At 46.6% G+C, this 17,656-nt stretch carries 17 protein-coding genes and 1 pseudogene; 10 read left to right on the forward strand and 8 right to left on the reverse strand.

Features of this window, described 5'->3' with window-relative positions; genetic code table 11:
* Positions 1–11: 11 nt before the first annotated feature.
* The 4 genes from QUA40_RS11645 to QUA40_RS11660 form a co-directional block, all read right to left on the reverse strand.
* Positions 12–344, reverse strand: a complete 333-nt coding sequence (locus QUA40_RS11645) for a XisI protein (RefSeq protein ID WP_333125485.1) — start codon at positions 342–344, stop codon at positions 12–14.
* Positions 332–748 (reverse strand): XisH family protein, encoded by a 417-nt coding sequence (locus QUA40_RS11650; protein ID WP_333125487.1) that lies wholly within the window; start codon positions 746–748, stop codon positions 332–334. The genes QUA40_RS11645 and QUA40_RS11650 overlap by 13 nt, the downstream gene beginning before the upstream one ends.
* 170 nt (positions 749–918) lie before the next feature.
* Positions 919–2,646: an ABC transporter ATP-binding protein gene (locus QUA40_RS11655; RefSeq protein ID WP_333125490.1), complete on the reverse strand. Its 1,728-nt coding sequence runs from the start codon at positions 2,644–2,646 to the stop codon at positions 919–921.
* A 176-nt stretch (positions 2,647–2,822) separates the two neighbouring features.
* Positions 2,823–3,263, reverse strand: coding sequence for an FxLYD domain-containing protein (locus QUA40_RS11660; protein WP_333125493.1), 441 nt, complete (start codon positions 3,261–3,263; stop codon positions 2,823–2,825).
* A 248-nt stretch (positions 3,264–3,511) separates the two neighbouring features.
* Between QUA40_RS11660 and QUA40_RS11665 the strand changes: the two are divergent.
* Positions 3,512–4,246, forward strand: a pseudogene (locus tag QUA40_RS11665) (Uma2 family endonuclease).
* A gap of 58 nt (positions 4,247–4,304) precedes the next feature.
* Here QUA40_RS11665 and QUA40_RS11670 read toward each other — a convergent pair.
* Complete coding sequence (locus tag QUA40_RS11670) at positions 4,305–6,008, reverse strand: NAD(P)/FAD-dependent oxidoreductase (protein ID WP_333125497.1); 1,704 nt, start codon at positions 6,006–6,008, stop codon at positions 4,305–4,307.
* A gap of 93 nt (positions 6,009–6,101) precedes the next feature.
* Here QUA40_RS11670 and QUA40_RS11675 point away from each other — a divergent pair, with 93 nt between their 5' ends.
* Positions 6,102–7,013 (forward strand): PPC domain-containing protein, encoded by a 912-nt coding sequence (locus tag QUA40_RS11675; RefSeq protein WP_333125499.1) that lies wholly within the window; start codon positions 6,102–6,104, stop codon positions 7,011–7,013.
* Positions 7,014–7,299: 286 nt separating this feature from the next.
* On the opposite strand, the gene QUA40_RS11680 is transcribed toward QUA40_RS11675, so the two are convergent.
* Positions 7,300–7,896, reverse strand: coding sequence for a hypothetical protein (locus QUA40_RS11680; RefSeq protein ID WP_333125501.1), 597 nt, complete (start codon positions 7,894–7,896; stop codon positions 7,300–7,302).
* Between the two features lie 45 nt (positions 7,897–7,941).
* Positions 7,942–9,117 (reverse strand): bifunctional diaminohydroxyphosphoribosylaminopyrimidine deaminase/5-amino-6-(5-phosphoribosylamino)uracil reductase RibD, encoded by a 1,176-nt coding sequence (gene ribD / locus QUA40_RS11685; protein WP_333125504.1) that lies wholly within the window; start codon positions 9,115–9,117, stop codon positions 7,942–7,944.
* An 11-nt stretch (positions 9,118–9,128) separates the two neighbouring features.
* On the opposite strand from ribD, the gene QUA40_RS11690 reads away from it, so the two are divergent.
* The 3 genes from QUA40_RS11690 to QUA40_RS11700 all read left to right on the forward strand — a co-directional run bounded on the left by QUA40_RS11690 (position 9,129) and on the right by QUA40_RS11700 (position 10,855).
* Positions 9,129–9,422: a hypothetical protein gene (locus tag QUA40_RS11690; RefSeq protein ID WP_333125505.1), complete on the forward strand. Its 294-nt coding sequence runs from the start codon at positions 9,129–9,131 to the stop codon at positions 9,420–9,422.
* Between the two features lie 18 nt (positions 9,423–9,440).
* The gene (locus QUA40_RS11695; protein ID WP_333125508.1) at positions 9,441–10,301 is read left to right on the forward strand and encodes an FAD-binding domain-containing protein; all 861 of its coding nucleotides are present in this window, start codon (positions 9,441–9,443) and stop codon (positions 10,299–10,301) included.
* A 140-nt stretch (positions 10,302–10,441) separates the two neighbouring features.
* The gene (locus QUA40_RS11700) at positions 10,442–10,855 is read left to right on the forward strand and encodes a hypothetical protein (RefSeq protein WP_190657509.1); all 414 of its coding nucleotides are present in this window, start codon (positions 10,442–10,444) and stop codon (positions 10,853–10,855) included.
* Positions 10,856–10,929: 74 nt separating this feature from the next.
* On the opposite strand, the gene QUA40_RS11705 is transcribed toward QUA40_RS11700, so the two are convergent.
* The gene (locus QUA40_RS11705; protein WP_333125512.1) at positions 10,930–11,469 is read right to left on the reverse strand and encodes a cyclic nucleotide-binding domain-containing protein; all 540 of its coding nucleotides are present in this window, start codon (positions 11,467–11,469) and stop codon (positions 10,930–10,932) included.
* 142 nt (positions 11,470–11,611) lie between these two features.
* On the opposite strand from QUA40_RS11705, the gene QUA40_RS11710 reads away from it, so the two are divergent.
* The 5 genes from QUA40_RS11710 to QUA40_RS11730 all read left to right on the forward strand — a co-directional run bounded on the left by QUA40_RS11710 (position 11,612) and on the right by QUA40_RS11730 (position 17,263).
* Positions 11,612–11,896, forward strand: a complete 285-nt coding sequence (locus QUA40_RS11710; RefSeq protein WP_333125515.1) for a hypothetical protein — start codon at positions 11,612–11,614, stop codon at positions 11,894–11,896.
* Positions 11,897–12,127: 231 nt separating this feature from the next.
* Positions 12,128–13,237 (forward strand): hypothetical protein, encoded by a 1,110-nt coding sequence (locus tag QUA40_RS11715; RefSeq protein WP_333125517.1) that lies wholly within the window; start codon positions 12,128–12,130, stop codon positions 13,235–13,237.
* Between the two features lie 232 nt (positions 13,238–13,469).
* Entirely contained in the window at positions 13,470–13,745 is a 276-nt protein-coding gene (locus QUA40_RS11720; RefSeq protein WP_333125520.1) for a hypothetical protein, read from the forward strand.
* Positions 13,738–14,079, forward strand: a complete 342-nt coding sequence (locus QUA40_RS11725; RefSeq protein ID WP_333125523.1) for a type II toxin-antitoxin system PemK/MazF family toxin — start codon at positions 13,738–13,740, stop codon at positions 14,077–14,079. Before QUA40_RS11720 ends, QUA40_RS11725 begins: the two co-directional genes overlap by 8 nt.
* Positions 14,080–14,143: 64 nt before the next feature.
* Entirely contained in the window at positions 14,144–17,263 is a 3,120-nt protein-coding gene (locus QUA40_RS11730; RefSeq protein WP_333125525.1) for an AAA family ATPase, read from the forward strand.
* The last annotated feature ends 393 nt before the right edge of the window (positions 17,264–17,656 follow it).

The raw sequence follows: 17,656 nt of genomic DNA on the forward strand, positions 1-17,656 counted from the left end.
TTCAACCTAATTTATTCTATGGCAAATTCACTTAATTTTCGCATCTTAGGATGGTCAAAACCTAGTATAATATCTTGTTTAGGAACTCCCAATTCTACGAGTTCGTTAGCAATACCCACCTCGGTTCCATCTTGCTGAATCCAGATTTTATTGTCCATAATATCCAGGTGCAAAACCGGACCATAAATTCGCCGCTGATTGCGCCAGCCGACATATACTAATTGATAATGATCGCGCTCAACATCAAAGATAGTTTGAGCCTGAACGCGCTCATCCCAAACAAGACTAGCGTGTTGGGAGAGCAGATTTTGGATGTGCTGCCTATAAAGGTCTACATTTGCCATTGTGCGATCGCCTCTTGCTCTATATCGTAAATCATCAAATGAATTTGATTTTGTTGAACTAAAGACTGAATAAACCCCATTGTGAAAAAACTATCGTAGACATTACTGGGTACTGCCAGGTATAAAATGCGGTCAGTTTTTTGTTGTTGTAAAGCTGCTCGATAACTAATGAATTGTCCTAAAGCTGTGTAAAATTGGGATATTTTGGATGGGCCAATAAAGCTTTTGATTTCAACGGCGATTTTCTGTCCGTCTTTTTGGGCAGCAACCACCTTTTCGGCACCCAAGTCGATGTAAGGTTCGAGAGTTCCTGCCTGTAAAGTGTATGGATCGTGAGTAATCTGCCATCCATCTTTCTGGAGAGCGATTTTAACGACTTCGTGAAAGGCATCTTTAGCAGGCATGGTTGTACTGACTCGTTGTGTTTAATATCTTGGGTAGTTGTTGTATTTTAAGTATATGCGCTATTCATCTAGAACATCACTGACCCACGGGTGGTCAGAAACCGGGTTTTTTTCGAGAATACTTCGTTGAGGCCAGCAGAAACGGCTAAAAACCCGGTTTCTAATGTAGCCTACTGACTAAATTGTTGGGCGTAGTTGCCAGCGTATCGATCGCCCTTTTCCAGCAACTCCTCGTGCGTTCCAGATTCGACAATTCTGCCTTTTTCGAGAACTAAAATGCGATCGGCTCTCCGCACAGTAGCCAAGCGGTGCGCGATAATAAATACAGTGCGATCGCGCATCAATCTTTCCAGCGCTTCTTGCACTAAACCCTCGGATTCCGAATCCAGCGCCGATGTAGCTTCATCCAAAATCAATATTCTCGGATCGAGCAAAACTGCACGGGCGATCGCAATTCTTTGTTTTTGCCCGCCAGATAAATTGACACCCCTTTCTCCTACCCAAGTTTGATAACCGTCGGGAAACTCACTAATGAATTGATGAGCGTTAGCAATTTCCGCAGCTTTTTGAACATCTTTCAGTTCATAATAAGATCGCCCAAAAGCGATATTTTGAGCAATTGTACCCGAAAATAAAATCGTTTCTTGCGGTACAATTCCGATTTGCCGCCGCAGAGTATTTAATGTGACATCTTGAATATCAATACCGTCAATTAAAATCTGTCCCGCTTGCGGATCGTAAAATCTGGGTAACAAATTTACTAACGTAGTTTTACCCGCACCCGATGCACCCACCAGAGCAATCATTTCTCCGGGAAGCACCAGCAAACTCATATTTTGCAAAATCGGTGTCTCTGAGTTATAGGCAAAATTAATGTTGCGATATTCGACTTTGCCTGTAACGTGGGGCAGTTCAATTGCGCCCGGTTTTTCAACTACTGTTGGTTGAATTGCTAATAATTCAAAAATACGATCGCTAGAAGCTTCTCCCTGCTTAAAATCCCCGTAATTGGCAGTTGTAATGGCGATCGGGTCAATTAAAAGTGCCACCCCTGCGATATAACTGATAAATTGAGTACCTGTGAGATTTCCTTGAGAAATTTGCCAACCTCCCAGGAAAAAGAGCAAAATCACGCTCATCGCTTCCAGAAAGCCAACTACAACGAACTGAAGTGCTTTTATTCGTTCTGACAGATACTTAGCGCGGCGGTTTTGTTCTGCTTCTTCTGCAAAGCGGGCAATTTCGTAGTCTTCAGCCACAAATGCTTTGATTAAACGAATGCCGCTGAATACTTCTGTCAGCAAAGCGGATAAATCGGAAATGCGATTTTGACTTTGGCGCGAGTAACTCAGCAGTCTTTCGCCAAACCAGCCAATTAAAATAGCCATCAGCGGTGCAATAATTAATGCACCTAAAGTTAATTGCCAGTTGAGATAAATCATATATCCCAGGACGGCAATTAGCTGCAACACACAAGGGATAAACTGATGAAAAAATTTATTTACTACTTCGCCAATGCGGTCAATATCTTCGGTGAGGCGGTAGGATAAATCTCCGGTTTTGGCAGTTTCAAAGTATCCGATATTGAGAGTTTGAAGATGGGAGTAGACTTTTTTGCGGATTTCCAAAGCAATAGTCAAAGCTGCTTTTGCCATCAGCGTATCTTGACCGTACTGGGCTGTACCGCGAATTAGAAATATAATGGCGCTGAGTGCAGCAATTTGAGCGAACCCTTGTAAATCTCCTTTACCTATAAATTTGGCAGTTTCGCCAACTAGCCACGCTATAATCGGCCAAAATATGGTAAATACTACGGTACAAGCTAATGCTTTACCGATGGTTTGTTTTTGGGGACGGAGGTAGGGTAAGATTTGCCAGTATGTCGATCGAGTTTTCAAGATATTTTACCTCGGCAAGTTCTGTTTTTACAGATATCTGAGCCAAAACATGATATCAGCGATCGGGCAAATCTCAACAATCATTCCTGACCTAAAGCATCCGGGATACAAAGCCCCCGGATTCATCCGTGGGGTTAATTGTCCAATTCTTCAATTCTTTAATCTAAAATCTAAAATCATTCTTGACCGTCGGCATGAGTAGCCTGTACCTTAGCCCCCGCGACAACTGCACCCCGAAAAGCGGCTGACTGTCCGGGTGCAAGAGTAACTGGTTCAGCGAAGATAAATCCGTTGTCAATTAAATTGCCTGACTCGTCCAAAACTTCATAATTGACTTTGACATTCTTAATTATTTTGCAGCCTTGATTAAGCACTTTACCGCTGAAAAAGTTGCCGTCATAATTTGCGGTCGCAATTGACACTTTTGCAGAAATGTTGGAACCGGGAATGCAAGTTTGGGAAGTTCCCGAAGCTGGCTGTTTCTCGCATAACTTGCCCAAGTCTACTGTTTTGCCTTCGGGGGTTTTCATGTAGCAAAACGGCTCGTCAATTTCGGAGTTTTGGGCAATTGTATTTGTAGAGTATGCAATCACAGGGCGAGCTGAAATCGGGGTCATTAGCCAAATAGATAAAACTACTGTTAAATGTAAATTAATCATGCTTGTTTCGGCTTTTTATGAAATTAATTATACAATATAATGCAGCTAAAATTTAGGCTAGCATATCTATATTTATGGCGCGCCTCGATCACCCTGCATTGTGCTATGATAAGAGATAAAATTTTAGAAAGTAAAGTAAAGTCATGGTCGTTACTCAAGATAACCCAGGACAAAAAACGTTAGAACTGATCGTAACGTGAGAGAAGTTGCCAGACGACTTCCAATTAGAAGAAAAACCAGTCGAGAATACAGGCCAACCGCTAATTGCTGGAGCACTGCGAGAAATCTTAGAACTGAGAGGATTGATCGGGCCACGAATGCTGATAGCCAGCAACTTTGGCATTTGCGCTACTGTCAACAGCGAGTTAGTAATCAAAGCACCAGATTGGGTTTATGTACCTTCCGTACTCCCGGTAGAATCGAGAAGAGACCGCAAAAGCTACACCCCAAACTTGGAAGGAGAAATTCCCACCATTGTCATGGAATTCTTGTCGGAAACAGACGGCGGTGAATATTCTGTCAAACGCACTTTTCCTCCGGGTACGTGGTTTTTTTACGAACAAATTCTGCAAGTACCAACTTACATCATTTTTGACCCTAAAAGTGGATTTTTGGAGGTCTATCGCTTGGAAAATGGCAATTACAAACTAGAATTTCCTGATGAAGAAGGTCGCCATTGGATAGCAGATTTTGGTTTGTATTTGGGAACTTGGCGGGGGGAAAAAGAACAGCGTACTGGTTATTAGTTGCGCTGGTGGGATGAAGCAGGAAATCTGCTTTTGTGGGGTGTAGAACAGATAACAGTGGAACGACAACGGGTCGAACTCGAACGCGAACGGGCAGAACTCGAACGCGAACGGGCAGATCGCGAACGCGAACGGGCAGATCGCCTTGCTGAATATTTACGCGATCGGGGAATTAACCCGGACGAGATTATTTGATAAGTTGTACGCCCTATCTGTAGGGACACGGCATTGCCGTGTCCGCAATTACTCCATATTATCTAATACTCGGCTTTCTATTCCTAAGATTCCGCGCTCCGGGAATTTTCCGGCTGGGACGGCGATTGGTCAAACTGCTAGCAGTTCGAGTATTCAAAGCATCATTAGAAGCTATCAAACCCAAGTCTTGCAAAATTTCAACAGCCGCCCTTTGTCCAGTTTCGCAACCGCCTTCCATGTAACCTTGATTTTCCAGCGAAGTGTGTTCCCCGGCAAAATATAAATTGCCAACTCGTTCGCCTTCAACGCCGTACATTTGCGTCCACTGTCCGACTAAATAGCAGGCATAAGAACCTTTAGAAAAGCGTTCTCCCGGCCAATAAGCTCGCACAGCTTTGCCCGATCGCAAATTTCTCACTCCGGGAAAAACTCTTTCAAATTGGTTCAAAAATCTTTGTGCTTGATCTTCTGGAGTTCCGGCACCGATCGACAAACCCTGCTTTCCTCCTGTAAAATTAGTAACTAAACCGTTAGGAGTAGGGGCGAAAGGCGTAGCTTCCCAGGTATTCTGGAATCCTAAATCGCTATAAACAGAAGCAGTCGATCGATAAAGTTCGCGCCAAATGCGGCTGCGGTAGCCCGTAACTAACTTAGAATTAGTACCGTAACCCAATTGCTCGATCGCCCTACGCTTTGGTTGGGGCAAAGGTACATTAATTTTAACGTCTCGCAGAGTGCTGAACGGCAAAGTTAACAAAACTCGCTCGTAAGTGCGCTCGAACGCGCTTTGTCCCGATCGCAAATTTACCCGATAGCGGCCATCCGGCAAAAGAGTAATCGCTTCCAAAACTGTCCCCGCTTCGATCGAACCAGACAATTGACCCGCCAAACGGTTGATAATTTGACTATTACCGCCCTCAATTTGATAACGCTCATCGCTGTTGCCGTACAATTCAAAACTGCCCGCTTCAGAACCGATTAAAAACAACAGATTTAACGCCGATTGTTCTTCAGGATCTCGACCGTATTCAGTCGTGTAAGCAATGCGGAGTAACTGCCGGACAATCGTGCTAGTATCAGCTTGGTCTACATATTCAGCGAGCGAAAGATTGTCCAATCTTTCTGCTGCTTCGGTAAAATCAAGATAGCTAATTTCATCACCAACCGCCTGCAAATCAGCAGTAATTTTACTCGCTAGCGGCGCAAATTCCGCGATTATTTGCTCAAGAGAAAAGCGGCGCCCTTGAAAGAAAAAAGTATCCTTCACCAGTCCACTCTGCACTTGGGCTAAGTCGATCGCCCGCAAACCCAATTCCGTCGCCAGCGAGATTAAATTAGTGTGGCCGGTGTCAATAAATTCTCCCCCCACATCCGCCGGAATCAGCGTTCCAGCCACCTTGGGAACCGTGCGTATCCGCCCCCCCACACGGTTAGTTGCCTCGATTATATCGGCGCGCACGCCCGCTTGGCCCAAGCGATAAGCCGCCGTCAAACCCGCAATTCCCGCACCCACAACCAAAATCGGCGATCGTCCGCCCTGTTGAGCAAAAGCTCCCCCTCCCTCCCTGGTAAAAGTCGCAGCAGCCACAGCCCCCGCAGCAGCTAAGCCCCCGTGCAGCAAGCGGCGACGAGATATGGCAGAATTAGGAATGCGATCGCTCAGCATCCCCAGCAGTTCATCAGCCGGAATGCCCGTTTCCCTTGATTTCTGGGCAATACTCGCAGCGCGGCGCAGCATTGCCATCAGTGCAGATTTAGCCATAATTAAGACATCCTCACAAAACAAAACTTTGATGTAAACTGGATTCTCGATCGTGCAATTTCCAGACTAAAGTCCAGAGAGATTTTTTTAATAATGCTAACCCTCAGAACACTGTTCGACAGCAAATTTTATCTCGAAAACAACCCAGATGTCGCCGTAGCAGTTGCCAGAGGCACGGTATCCAGTCCCTTTGATCACTACCGAAAAATTGGTCAATTTGAAAATCGCGACCCTAATGCCCTGTTCGACGCCAGCTATTATTTAGATACCAATACAGATGTAGCAGTATCTGCTGAAAAAAATAAATTTTCCGGCGCCCAGCACTTTATCAAATTCGGTCAATTTGAACGGCGCAACCCCAACCCATTCTTCGATGTTAATTTTTATCTCACAAGCAACCCAGACGTTCAGAAAGCAGTCCAAGCAAATCAATTTACCGCATTTGAACACTACTTCAAAGCCGGTCAATTAGAAAACCGCAAAGCCAGCGTTTTCTTCGATCCCAGCTTTTATCTAGAAAAATATCCGCTGGTAGCAGCAGCAGTCAATAGCGGGGCAGTTAAAAGTGCGATCGACCACTACATTCAATTCGGTCAACAAGAAGGACTATTGAGCACTCTCCCCGATCCCGCCGACAATTTGAACTTAGCAAAAAGCCTGGGCATTCTCGGGGAAATTCAAACTGCGAGCGATTTTGTGGGAGCTGCTGAACCAGCCGACAGTTACAGTTTCATCCTCAATACTCCCAGCCTTTTCAGTGCAACTGTTGACGGTTTGAGTGCAGATGTTGATGTTAAATTAATTCAAGATCTCAACGGCAACGGCGCAGTTGGATTAGAGGATATTATTGCTTCGTCTAACAATTTAGGCACGGCTTCAGAAACAATTGTCAGCAATGGGCCTTTACCTGCGGGGACTTATTTCGTCCGCGTTTCTCAATTTCAAGGCGATACAAATTACAACTTGAGATTGCTGTCCGCTCCTTCTCCCACGCCCCTTCTATGACATGAGGGTTTACACTCGAAGGCAGTCCAACTCTGAAGGTGGAAGACAGAATGCAGAATCAAAGAAAAATTTATAATTAAATAATTCTGCGGGTTTGTCAGTTAGATACTGTCCGGTTAATGACTTATAATATAATTGTTTGTTGTCACTCTCTTAAGAGAAGAGAAGACTTAAGTCCTCACTACAAACCTAATTATAAATTTTTGACCGTACTTGATATTAAAACAAACAATTCTCTCTTCCATCTTCCATCTGCCATTGGGCCGATCTTTCACTTATTAGTTTCTTACCCCCTGGGAGAGGGCAAAGATTGAACAGGTGCCGGAGGCCAGTTAGAGCGATTTCTGGTTAGAGTAGTAGACACCAAAGCATAGCCCAAAACAGCAGGAAGCACGATCGCACTCAGAAACACGATCGCCGCAGCCCAAGTCATCGCATTCGAGATCGGGCCGTAATGAGTGCGGTAAGGGTCAAACAAAGGTAAATTAGGCATCGGGGCGTCCCGCCGCGCGATCGGACGTTTGAACCGTACCCGCCTGTCGTCTAGCTTTTCGAGCAAAATCCAGCCAACTTCCGCCTCTTCCCGGCACAGCTTGTGAAAAATCGCAGGATTGCGGAACAAATCGTTGCTAGCCCGCACAATCTTGTACTCCCAAACCGTCAAATCAACAGCATTAGGAGCGGGTGTGGGATTGCCATTCGAGCGCGCATTTTCAGGCGCATTAAAATTATCTTCTTGAGATTCGTACCGAGTCAAAACTTCCTCCTCCTCGTTGTATTTTTGCCACGCAGCCAATTGCTCGCGGCTCACCAATACACCCGCGAGCGCCGCCTCCAAGCCGAGACTGCCAACCATCAAACTCCAAATCAGAATTTCAACCATAAAAAGAGTTAAAAATCAAAAACTAGAAAGACTCGCTTTTAACTTTCAATCTTTAATTTTCAAATAGCCTTCCACCACACAATCTACACCCACTGCGCGCCAAGAAACCCGCTCTAAAGTCAAAGCATCAGTCATTGCCGAAAACCCCAAATCTCCTACAGGAGTTGGAGCTCCTTGGCCGCCGACAATTTTAGGAGCAATAAAAGCCATAATTTTTTGAACTGCACCCTCAGCAATTGCCTCGGCCGCCAAAGTGCCACCACACTCCCAGAGTACAGAAAGAAAAGATCGATCGTACAAATAAGCCATAACATTAGTCGGTGTCAGAGGCGAGAGCTCAACAACTTCCACCCCTTTGGCGATCAAAAATTCCTGAAATTCTGGGTTAACCCCAGGCTCAGTCAGCACCAAAGTAGCCGCCACAGAGGTTTCCCACAACCAAGCCGACTTCGGCAAATCCAAAGTGCGGCTCATCACCACCCGCAGGGGATTATTCCTATCAGGCTGGTGACTTGTCAGTAGGGGATTGTCCAGACGCACCGTATTTCCCCCAACAATCACAGCATCGCAGCCCACGCGCACCCGGTGTACCTCGCTCCGAGCCTCCTCGCCTGTTACCCAAGCGCTGTGGCCGCTACTGGTAGCAATTTTACCGTCCAAAGTCATTGCATATTTCAAAATTCCAAAAGGCCGGCGGTACAAAATTCGGTGCACAAAAGCCTCGTTGAGTTTCTGGCAAGCTTCGCCTTCCACTCCCGCCAACACTTCAATGCCAGCCTCTCGCAACCGAGCTAGCCCAGTTCCAGCTACCAAAGGATTCGGATCGACCATGCCAGCCACTACTTTTGCCACCTTGGCCTTAATTAAAGCTTCGGAACAGGGGGGAGTCCGACCGTAGTGGTTGCAGGGTTCCAGGTTCACGTAGACGGTCGCTCCTTCGGCGAGTTCCCCCGCTTCCCGGAGCGCAAAAACTTCGGCGTGAGGTTGACCGGCACCGGGATGAAACCCTTCGCCGACAATCTTGCCATCTCGGACAATTACAGAACCGACAAGGGGGTTGGGTGCGGTTTTGCCCAGAGCACGGCGAGCCAATTCTATGCAGCGGCGCATGATGGCTCGATCGAACTCTTGAACTTCGCTGTTTTCCAGTTGTTTTGTACCTTGCTGCTGTCCGTTAGCTAAGCTGGCGATCGCTTGAGCCTCCGCCGGAAAAGTTTCCATAAGATTTTGGTATGATATCTATCCCTGAGTGTACTGACTTTGATGTTAATTTTGGCTACGATCAGACGATCGATTGTGGCTGGGGCAAACTGTACGTTACCACTGAGATATTGCGCCATTCTCAATTAGCCTTTTATGAACAGGCTGTCCGGCCTGTTCCACAAAAGATAAATTTTCTTGTGGAACAGGCCGGACAGCCTGTTGCTGACAATGGTGCAAGATGTGAGTTACCAGGAGTGAAGGGCAATTTAGGGCGATCAACCCGGCACGCCCGATCGAATAGCTTTAACATTAAGAAAGAATAGCAGGCGCTAGAGAAAAAAATGAGTCAGGACATGAAGCGGGAATTTGCCAGCCGCGACGAATTAATAGCCTACGTGCGTGAACAGTTCCCCGAAGCCGCCGCCCTGGACAGCAGCGTACCCCCAACCCCAGGCGGGCGGAAAGCAGCCGAGACAGCCCTGCAACAAATTGACCCCAGCAAATACGGCTTAACCCGCAATTTCCTCAACGGTGCGGTAACGCGCTTGTCGCCCTATTTGCGCTACGGGATTTTGAGTCTTGCGGAAGTCCGGGATGCCGTACTGGAGAAGGTGCAGCACCGAGAAGAGGCTGTAAAACTTGTCAACGAGTTGGGTTGGCGGGATTATTGGCAGCGACTGTACGCCGAATTGGGCAACGGAATTTGGCAAGACCGCGAACCTTACAAAACTGGTTATAGTGCTAAAGATTACAGCGAAACTCTGCCGCAGGATGTTATCGAGGGCACGACTGGTTTGGTTTGCATCGACAGTTTCAGCCGCGAGTTGCGAGAAACTGGTTATTTGCACAATCACCAGCGGATGTGGACTGCCGCTTATCTCGTACACTGGCGCCGCGTGCGTTGGCAAGCCGGAGCTCGTTGGTTTTTGCAACATTTGCTAGATGGAGATCCGGCGAGCAATAATCTTTCTTGGCAGTGGGTAGCAAGCACTTTTAGTCACAAACCTTATTTTTTTAATCGGGAAAATTTGGAGCGTTACACTAAGGCGGTTTATTGTCGAGATTGTCCTCTCTACGGGCAATGCGATTTTGAGGGAACTTACGAATATTTGGAAGGGAAGTTGTTTCCTCATGGAGAAAAGGTCGATCGTAGCGGCGGTTCTAAAAGTTGGCAAGGCCCTAAAAAAGGTCGCACCAATTAAAAAGTCAGTAGTCAGTTGTCAGTAGGCAGTAGGCAGTTGTCAGTTGTCAGTTGTCATAAGTTAACAGTCAACCATCAACAATCAACAGTTAACAGTCAACCGTCAACCATCAACAGTCAACCGTCAACAATTACTAATTTATGAACAATCCGATTATTTGGCTGCACGGCGACTGCTTGAGTCCTGAAGGCCCGGCTTTTCAAGCGCACCCAGAGGCACCTGCAATCTGGGTTTGGGATGATGCACTCATTGATGAATGGCAGTTGAGTCTCAAACGAATGGTGTTTATTTACGAATGTTTGCTGGAGTTGCCGGTCGTTATTCGGCGGGGCGATGTGGCTGCGGAAGTTATCGCTTTTGCGATCGAATCCGGCGCAAATCAAGTGGTAACTGCGGAAAGTCCCAGTCCTCGGTTTCAGGATATTTGCCGGGAAATTAAGCGATCGCACCCTGTAGAAGTTTTGCCACCCGAACCCTTTGTCCGCTACGATGGTTACATTGATTTGAAGCGTTTTTCTCGCTACTGGCGCGTCGCTGAAAAATATGTTTTCTAATGGGGAATTGGGAATTGGTAACTGGGAATTGGTGTTAAATCCATTAAATCCTGTACACTGCTCGTTGCCGAACTTCAACTCCCCTTCAAACGCTCCAACAGCCATTGAAATCTCGATTCAGCCAAATTGGGATTTTCGACAGTTTCCGGGATACCGCCCTCGTCGTCGGGTTCTTGATATATTAAACCATCACTATCATCGCCAAAACGTTGGACGGTACCCCGCAGTCTCGACGACAGAAATTTGGTAATCGCCCGATAAAACCGCAGGGAAAAAAGTACGTCTTGCTCGAGTTTTTCAGTTAGCAGCCGCCGGGGAATTGACAGGATGAGGCACTCTTCAATTGCCGTGACGCTAGCAGAAGGAAGCCTCCCGTCTACAAAAGACATTTCGCCCAAAACTTCGCCGGAAATAATTTTTCCAATTTCTTTGTCGCCCAAAGATGATACAGCAACGCTCAAAGTTCCCTGCAGAACTATGTACAGGGCGTCTAAGGGCTTACCTTCGGTGATCAGGGTTGTGCCGGGGAGGACTTGGGTGCGGGTGCCGTTGGCGAGCATCCAATCGATGTCGCGATCGCTCAATTCGCCTAATATGACTAGAACTTTGCTCATAAAGTCAGGTTGAGATGAGATAATTTGTATTTTTTTACTTGTTTAGTTGCGTGCTGTTGTTAGATGGTCAGACCCTGAGCGAAAGCGAAGGCTAAACTTTACAAATAGAACACTAAGTTTTACACAATTTTCATAAAATTCAGTGATTTTGACACGATCCAGCCACAAATATTTCTCGGATCGGTGGTATTATTCTACATTAATTGTCATGGACTGTGCAGCAGCCGATCGCGTTGTATTAACTGCACTTGCTGTGGACGGCGGGGCTGCCAAAACTGTTTTGAAAGCGGGTTGTCTCTTGGTTTCGAGCTGGTGCGCCCTCAAAAACCGGGTTTTTCCGGCGTGGCTGCGAGTGCAGCGCCCCCAAGTACAGTATTGTAGAATGCAAGCCAGACGCACGATCGACCCCTCAATTAAACAGGATTAAGGGTGAAATCATCCCTAGGATTGATTTTTAGCCGATCGATCTGTAAATTAAAATTAGCCTCTAAACCCACCGTCCGTTTTTGAATCTAATCAGCTTGAGAGTTGACTATTCAAGGGTAAAATGGCAATCTAGGAACAACACAACTCATATTTGTGTCTTTTTTTAGCAAAGCTCTCGACGGTCGCCCTCAAACACTTACACTTTTAACACACCCTTCATTGAGGAGTTTCTATGAATAGTCTATTTTCCAAGTCTACTTTTGCGTTAATAAATCTTGCAGCTTTAGCTGTTTGTTGCAGTACCATGTCAGCGAAAGCTGAAACTGGCAACTTGCCTGATGTCGCTACAACTGCAACAATCGCAGCTCAAAATATTGACCAAACTTCTGAGCCTGCGGCAACTTCAGCAGTTAAACCCGACGCAGAAACAACGGCTAGTAATAAAAAAATTGATTCTATCAGTTGGAGCGAACTAACAGAAGCGGCAGAGCCAGCAGCCTCCGAACCGGCAGCAAACTTGCCAGTATCTATTGCTGCACCCGAAAAATCGGAAGCAGCAACATCTGAAATTGCTGAGACAGAAACAGCACAAAATACCTCCATTGCTGCTGAGACTGAAAATTCGGAAGAAACCGCTAAAATTGCTGATAATGGTGTCAAAGTGCAGTCAACAGTCGAGACTGCCAAAAAGAGCGATCGACCTACCTCAATTGTTGCCGAGCGCAATAATCTGGAAGTAACAGCAACGAAGGAAGAAAAAGAAGTCCAAACAGCACAAGAATTGTTGAGCAATCCTGTCAGCACTTCCGCCTCAGCTCTCACAAACCAACCGAAAGTTGCTGAAAAACCGGCAACTGCCTCAGAACCAACTAAAAAAGTGGCTCAAGGAACTCAAATCCGACCCGGCCGAGCAACCCGTTCTGGGCCCAGCTACATCGGGATTGGCGGCAATCTAGGTTTTGGCGGAGATACAGCCTTAGGCGACGGTTCATTTGCGATTATTAGCAAAATTGGTTTGACAAACAATTTCTCGGTGAGACCGACTGTTTTGTTCCGCGACAACTTAACTGTTCTAGTTCCCGTTACCTACGATTTTGTATCTAAAGAGGCCGTCGAAGTCAGCGATGATTTTGTGATTACGGCTGCTCCTTATGCAGGTGCTGGCGTCGCATTTTCTACCGGTGATAACAGTAATTTTGGCTTCCTGATTTCGGGTGGTGTAGATGTGCCACTGTCGAGAAATTTTACAGCCACAGCGGGACTGAATGTTGGTTTTCTCGACGGAGCTGAAGTGGGATTGTTACTCGGTGTCGGCTATACGTTCCCGAATATGGTCAGGTAGTGTTGCTGTTTGAGCAAACGCAGGACAAATAAATAGGCGCGGGGTTGGCTGTATGAATACAGTCAACCCTTTTTGATGATGGAAAATCTGTTTATGCGATCGATGTAGGATGCCCCACAAGCACAGACCGGTAATGTAGGTTGCGTCATCAGCACAGAGCGCCGATATTGATTTTGGTGAAAGATATAATGATGGTGCGATCGCACTTTCTCACAAACCACCCGAAAAAACCGTGACTAAAACAGAAATCTTAGCAGCACTCAAAAATCTGACAGCAGAAGAACGCCTAGAAATCATCGAAACAGCTTCGCGGATGATGCGCGAAGAAATAGAAGAAAAAGCCCAGCGCAAAGCCGAGAGAAAGCGGAGACTCAGAGCCGCAGCAGAAGCAGCGGTTCCTTTGTATGAACCAGGAGGGCCGCTGCACGATTTGTGGTCGCCCGACAGCGAACCGTATTTCGATTCAGAGGAAGAATACCTGAGTGCAGGGGTACAAATGAATGCGTAAGGGCGAAATTTGGCTGGTCAGACTAGATCCAACGGTGGGAGATGAAATCGGCAAAACTAGACCTGTTGTGGTTGTCAGCGACGATGAAGTGGGAAATTTGCGACTCAAAGTAATTGTTCCAATTACAGCATGGAACGATCTTTTTTCCCCGCTTGATTGGATGGTACAGCTCGAACCGACATCAGAAAATGGCTTGGCGAAACTCTCCGCCGCCGACAGTTTTCAACTCCGTTCCGTCTCGCAACAAAGATTTGTCCGACAACTCGGAGTTCTCTCCGATACAATTATGGAAGACATTTCCGAAGCACTGACCATTGTTCTGGATCTGGATTGAATAACTAGGCAACAGCGCACAAATAGTGTTAATTATAGATAGATTGTACGGCGCGATGGCCTAAATGATTCCTATACAACTTACACTTAAAAATTTTCTCAGCTATCGCGAAGCTGCTTTAGACTTTCGCGGCTTGCACACCGCTTGCATTTGCGGGCCTAACGGTGCTGGCAAATCTTCCCTCTTAGAAGCGATCGCCTGGTCACTTTGGGGCTGTTGTCGCAGCGATACCGAAGACGATATAATCCATATCGGCGAAACAGATGTGCGCGTTGATTTCACTTTCTCCACCGGTGGCCAAATCTACCGCGTGATTCGCAACCGCCGACGCGGACAATCGGGAAGTTTGGAATTTCAAGTTAGCTTAAATTCTGCCCAGAGCGAGGAAAAAGTTAATTTTCGCACGCTCACAGACAAGGGTCTGAGAACAACTCAGCAAAAAATCCTCGAACACATCAAACTAGATTACGATACTTTCATCAACTCGGCGTATTTGCGGCAGGGGCGAGCTGATGAATTTATGCTCAAAAAGCCGATCGAACGCAAACAAGTTTTAGCCAACCTGCTCAAACTCGATCAATACGATACTTTATGCGAACAAGCCAAGGATACCTCCAAAGAATTTAAAGCTCAAGTCGAAGTGCTCAAACAGAGTTTGCTAACCGTACAAGAGCAACTGCAACAAAAAGACGCGCTCGCCTCCGAACAAACTCAATTGCAGCAAGCAACCGACTTGCTCTCTTCACAGCAGCAAGCCGACACAACCGAGTTGCAGCAACTGCAACTCCAGCACCACAACCGCCAAACTTGGCAAAAACTCCTCGCCGGCCACCAGCAACAGCACTACAATATCTCTCAAGAATGCCGCCGCTTGCAGCAAGAACTCGCCGCCGCCAAACAGCAGCAAAATGAGCTACAAGCCCTCCTAGGGCAAGAAAAGGAAATAACAGAAGGCATCGCGTATTTCCACAGCTTGCAAGCCACAGAAGAAACTCTGGCTGGCAAATTTAAGGCAAACCAACAAGCCCAAAATCAGCGTCAGCAATTGCAAGAACAGCAACGGCAAGAACTGAGCTTTTGGCAAAGCAAAATTCAGCAGTTGCAAGCTCAATTAGAGGTTCTAGAACAAGATGAAAAAGATGTTCTGGAAATTCTCAAACAGCAGCCGGATGTTGACAAAGGACTCGCACAGTTGCAAGCAGTTCGATCGCGCCTCAATGAACTAGAGCAACTGCAACTGCAAGTTTCGCCACTGTTACAACAGCAGCAGCAAAAGCAACAAAAGCTCGATCGCGCCCGCGCCGGTTTAACCGCCCGCTTAGACGAAATCAACCGACAGGTGCAAGTTCAGCAGCAGCAGCGACAGCCACAATTACAGCAGGAAATCTCGGCCATCGCCCATCAAATTTTGCAGTTGGAAAACAAGCGAGTTTATCAGCAGCGAGTCCGCGAAAAAGGTCAAGAAAGGCACGACTTTCTAGGAAACCTGCAAGCCAAAAGCCGCGACTATCAAACCAGACTTGCCGAGATCGACCAAAAACTGCAACTGCTGCGGAAACATGAAGGAGAAACCAGCGCAGGCGAAGGTAAAGCCTCGAATTTTGCGGAAAACGAGCCATCGAATTCGCCTTTAATGGTGCGGGATGCAAATTTTGGCAATTGTCCTTTGTGCGATCGACCTTTAGACGAACACTACTGGAATTTGGTAGTCACAAAACACCACTCCCAACAGCAGGAAATCTGGAACCAACTGTGGGTTGTCCGCGAACAGTTGGCCGTCTCTGAGCGCGAAATTCAAGTTCTCAGACATGAATACCGCGAACTAGAAGAGGAATTAGCGCCCTACCAAGAATTGCGGGAACGCCGCAGTCATTTACAAGCACAATTAGATGGACTAAGCCAAGACGAAAACCGCCTGCAAAGTATGCGTCAAGACGCTGCAGAAATAGAGCGGTTGCTACGCACCGGCGAGTATGCAGCCGATGACTTGGGTGAACTCCAGGAAATCGAACAGCAACTGCAACAGCTTAATTACAGCGATCGCAGCCACTCCCTCGCCCGCAGCGATGAAAAGCGCTTGCGGTGGGCGGAAATTAAGCAAGCTCAAATCAAAGATGCTCAGCAGAAACTGAATAAAATTAATGCCCGTCGCCCTGATTTGCAAACTCAATTAGCCACCGTACAGCAACAGTTAGAACAGCAAAAAAATAGCTCCGAAATACAGCAGCAAATTCTATCTTTAGATAGATACATTGCGGAAGTTGGCTATAATTTGGAACAGCACGAACACGTCCGCAGCGAAATGCGCCGATCGCAGTTTTGGATCGCGCGCGCCGAAAAATTGCGATCGGCAACTGTGCAGTACCCGCAAGTGCAGCAGCGGGTTAATGAAATTGCTAGTTCCATCGCAGTGCGCGATCAAGATTTGCAAGCTGTCAGCGCTCAAACTTCCGCGATGAACCAGCAATTGCAAGAACATCCCGATCCTACAGCCCGCATAAGTGCGATCGAACAGCAAATCAGTCGCCGCCGCCAGCAGTTAGACCAACATTTGGGAAGTCTCGGACGCCTCCAGCAGCAGCAGCAAAATTTGGAAAATCTGCAAGTTCAGCTAGTAGCTCAAAAAGAGCAAATGCAAGTTGCCAAACGCCAGCAGCGAGTTTATCAAGAGTTGGGTCAAGCCTTTGGTAAAAACGGCATTCAAGCTTTAATGATTGAAAATGTTTTGCCTCAACTCGAAGCTGAAACCAATCAGATATTGTCGAGATTGAGCGCAAATCAATTGCACGTTCAATTTATTACTCAGCGGGCGGCTGCTTCTAAAAAAGCAACTAAATTGATTGACACTTTAGACATTTTAATTGCTGATGCTCGCGGTACTCGCGCTTACGAAACTTACTCGGGCGGTGAAGCTTTTCGGATTAATTTTGCGATTCGGCTGGCGCTGGCGAGACTGCTGTCTCAGCGGGCGGGTACGGCTTTGCAAATGTTGATTATTGATGAGGGATTTGGGACTCAAGATGCGGAAGGGTGTGATCGGCTGATTGCTGCAATTAATGCGATCGCCTCCGACTTCGCCTGCATCCTCACTGTTACCCATATGCCCCACCTGAAAGAAGCTTTTCAAGCCAGAATTGAAGTAAGCAAAACTGCTCAGGGTTCTTGCATTAACTTGTCAATTTAAAAGGGTTGGCGAGCCGGATGGAAGGAGGAGAAGAAAAAAAGTTAAAAATATCAGTATTTTCACCTTCGGTTTTCTTTGCGCCTTCGGTATTTTCACCTTCTGTTATCTGGATAAGGATCGCGAATTAAATAACTTACAATTTTAATTGTTATTGTGGGATGGGCGTCCCGCGCGTCAAAAAAGGGCGGGCGGGACGCCCAACCCCTACTCCCCACAAACAACTTGTGTAAGTTATTTAATTCTCATTCCTAAGTGCCTAATGCCTTCGGTTGTACTACTTTCAAACCAGAAAGCAACTGTATGCCCGTGCGCCCAACCATAATGGAATCAGTCATTGCCAATCTAAAATCTAAAATCTAAAATGGTATTAGTCATCTCCCCCGTCGGCTTTTT

Origin of the sequence: Microcoleus sp. Pol11C3, assembly GCF_036701485.1 — a bacterium.
In the GTDB taxonomy this organism is placed as follows: domain Bacteria; phylum Cyanobacteriota; class Cyanobacteriia; order Cyanobacteriales; family Microcoleaceae; genus Microcoleus.

Bases quoted from the DNA above. Each gene is read 5' to 3' on its own strand.
- QUA40_RS11645 (WP_333125485.1), bottom strand. From the start codon at position 344: ATGGCAAATGTAGACCTTTATAGGCAGCACATCCAAAATCTGCTCTCC.
- QUA40_RS11650 (WP_333125487.1), bottom strand. From the start codon at position 748: ATGCCTGCTAAAGATGCCTTTCACGAAGTCGTTAAAATCGCTCTCCAG.
- QUA40_RS11660 (WP_333125493.1), bottom strand. From the start codon at position 3,263: ATGACCCCGATTTCAGCTCGCCCTGTGATTGCATACTCTACAAATACA.
- QUA40_RS11670 (WP_333125497.1), bottom strand. From the start codon at position 6,008: ATGGCTAAATCTGCACTGATGGCAATGCTGCGCCGCGCTGCGAGTATT.
- QUA40_RS11675 (WP_333125499.1), top strand. From the start codon at position 6,102: ATGCTAACCCTCAGAACACTGTTCGACAGCAAATTTTATCTCGAAAAC.
- QUA40_RS11680 (WP_333125501.1), bottom strand. From the start codon at position 7,896: ATGGTTGAAATTCTGATTTGGAGTTTGATGGTTGGCAGTCTCGGCTTG.
- ribD (WP_333125504.1), bottom strand. From the start codon at position 9,117: ATGGAAACTTTTCCGGCGGAGGCTCAAGCGATCGCCAGCTTAGCTAAC.
- QUA40_RS11690 (WP_333125505.1), top strand. From the start codon at position 9,129: ATGATATCTATCCCTGAGTGTACTGACTTTGATGTTAATTTTGGCTAC.
- QUA40_RS11695 (WP_333125508.1), top strand. From the start codon at position 9,441: ATGAGTCAGGACATGAAGCGGGAATTTGCCAGCCGCGACGAATTAATA.
- QUA40_RS11700 (WP_190657509.1), top strand. From the start codon at position 10,442: ATGAACAATCCGATTATTTGGCTGCACGGCGACTGCTTGAGTCCTGAA.
- QUA40_RS11705 (WP_333125512.1), bottom strand. From the start codon at position 11,469: ATGAGCAAAGTTCTAGTCATATTAGGCGAATTGAGCGATCGCGACATC.
- QUA40_RS11715 (WP_333125517.1), top strand. From the start codon at position 12,128: ATGAATAGTCTATTTTCCAAGTCTACTTTTGCGTTAATAAATCTTGCA.
- QUA40_RS11725 (WP_333125523.1), top strand. From the start codon at position 13,738: ATGCGTAAGGGCGAAATTTGGCTGGTCAGACTAGATCCAACGGTGGGA.
- QUA40_RS11730 (WP_333125525.1), top strand. From the start codon at position 14,144: ATGATTCCTATACAACTTACACTTAAAAATTTTCTCAGCTATCGCGAA.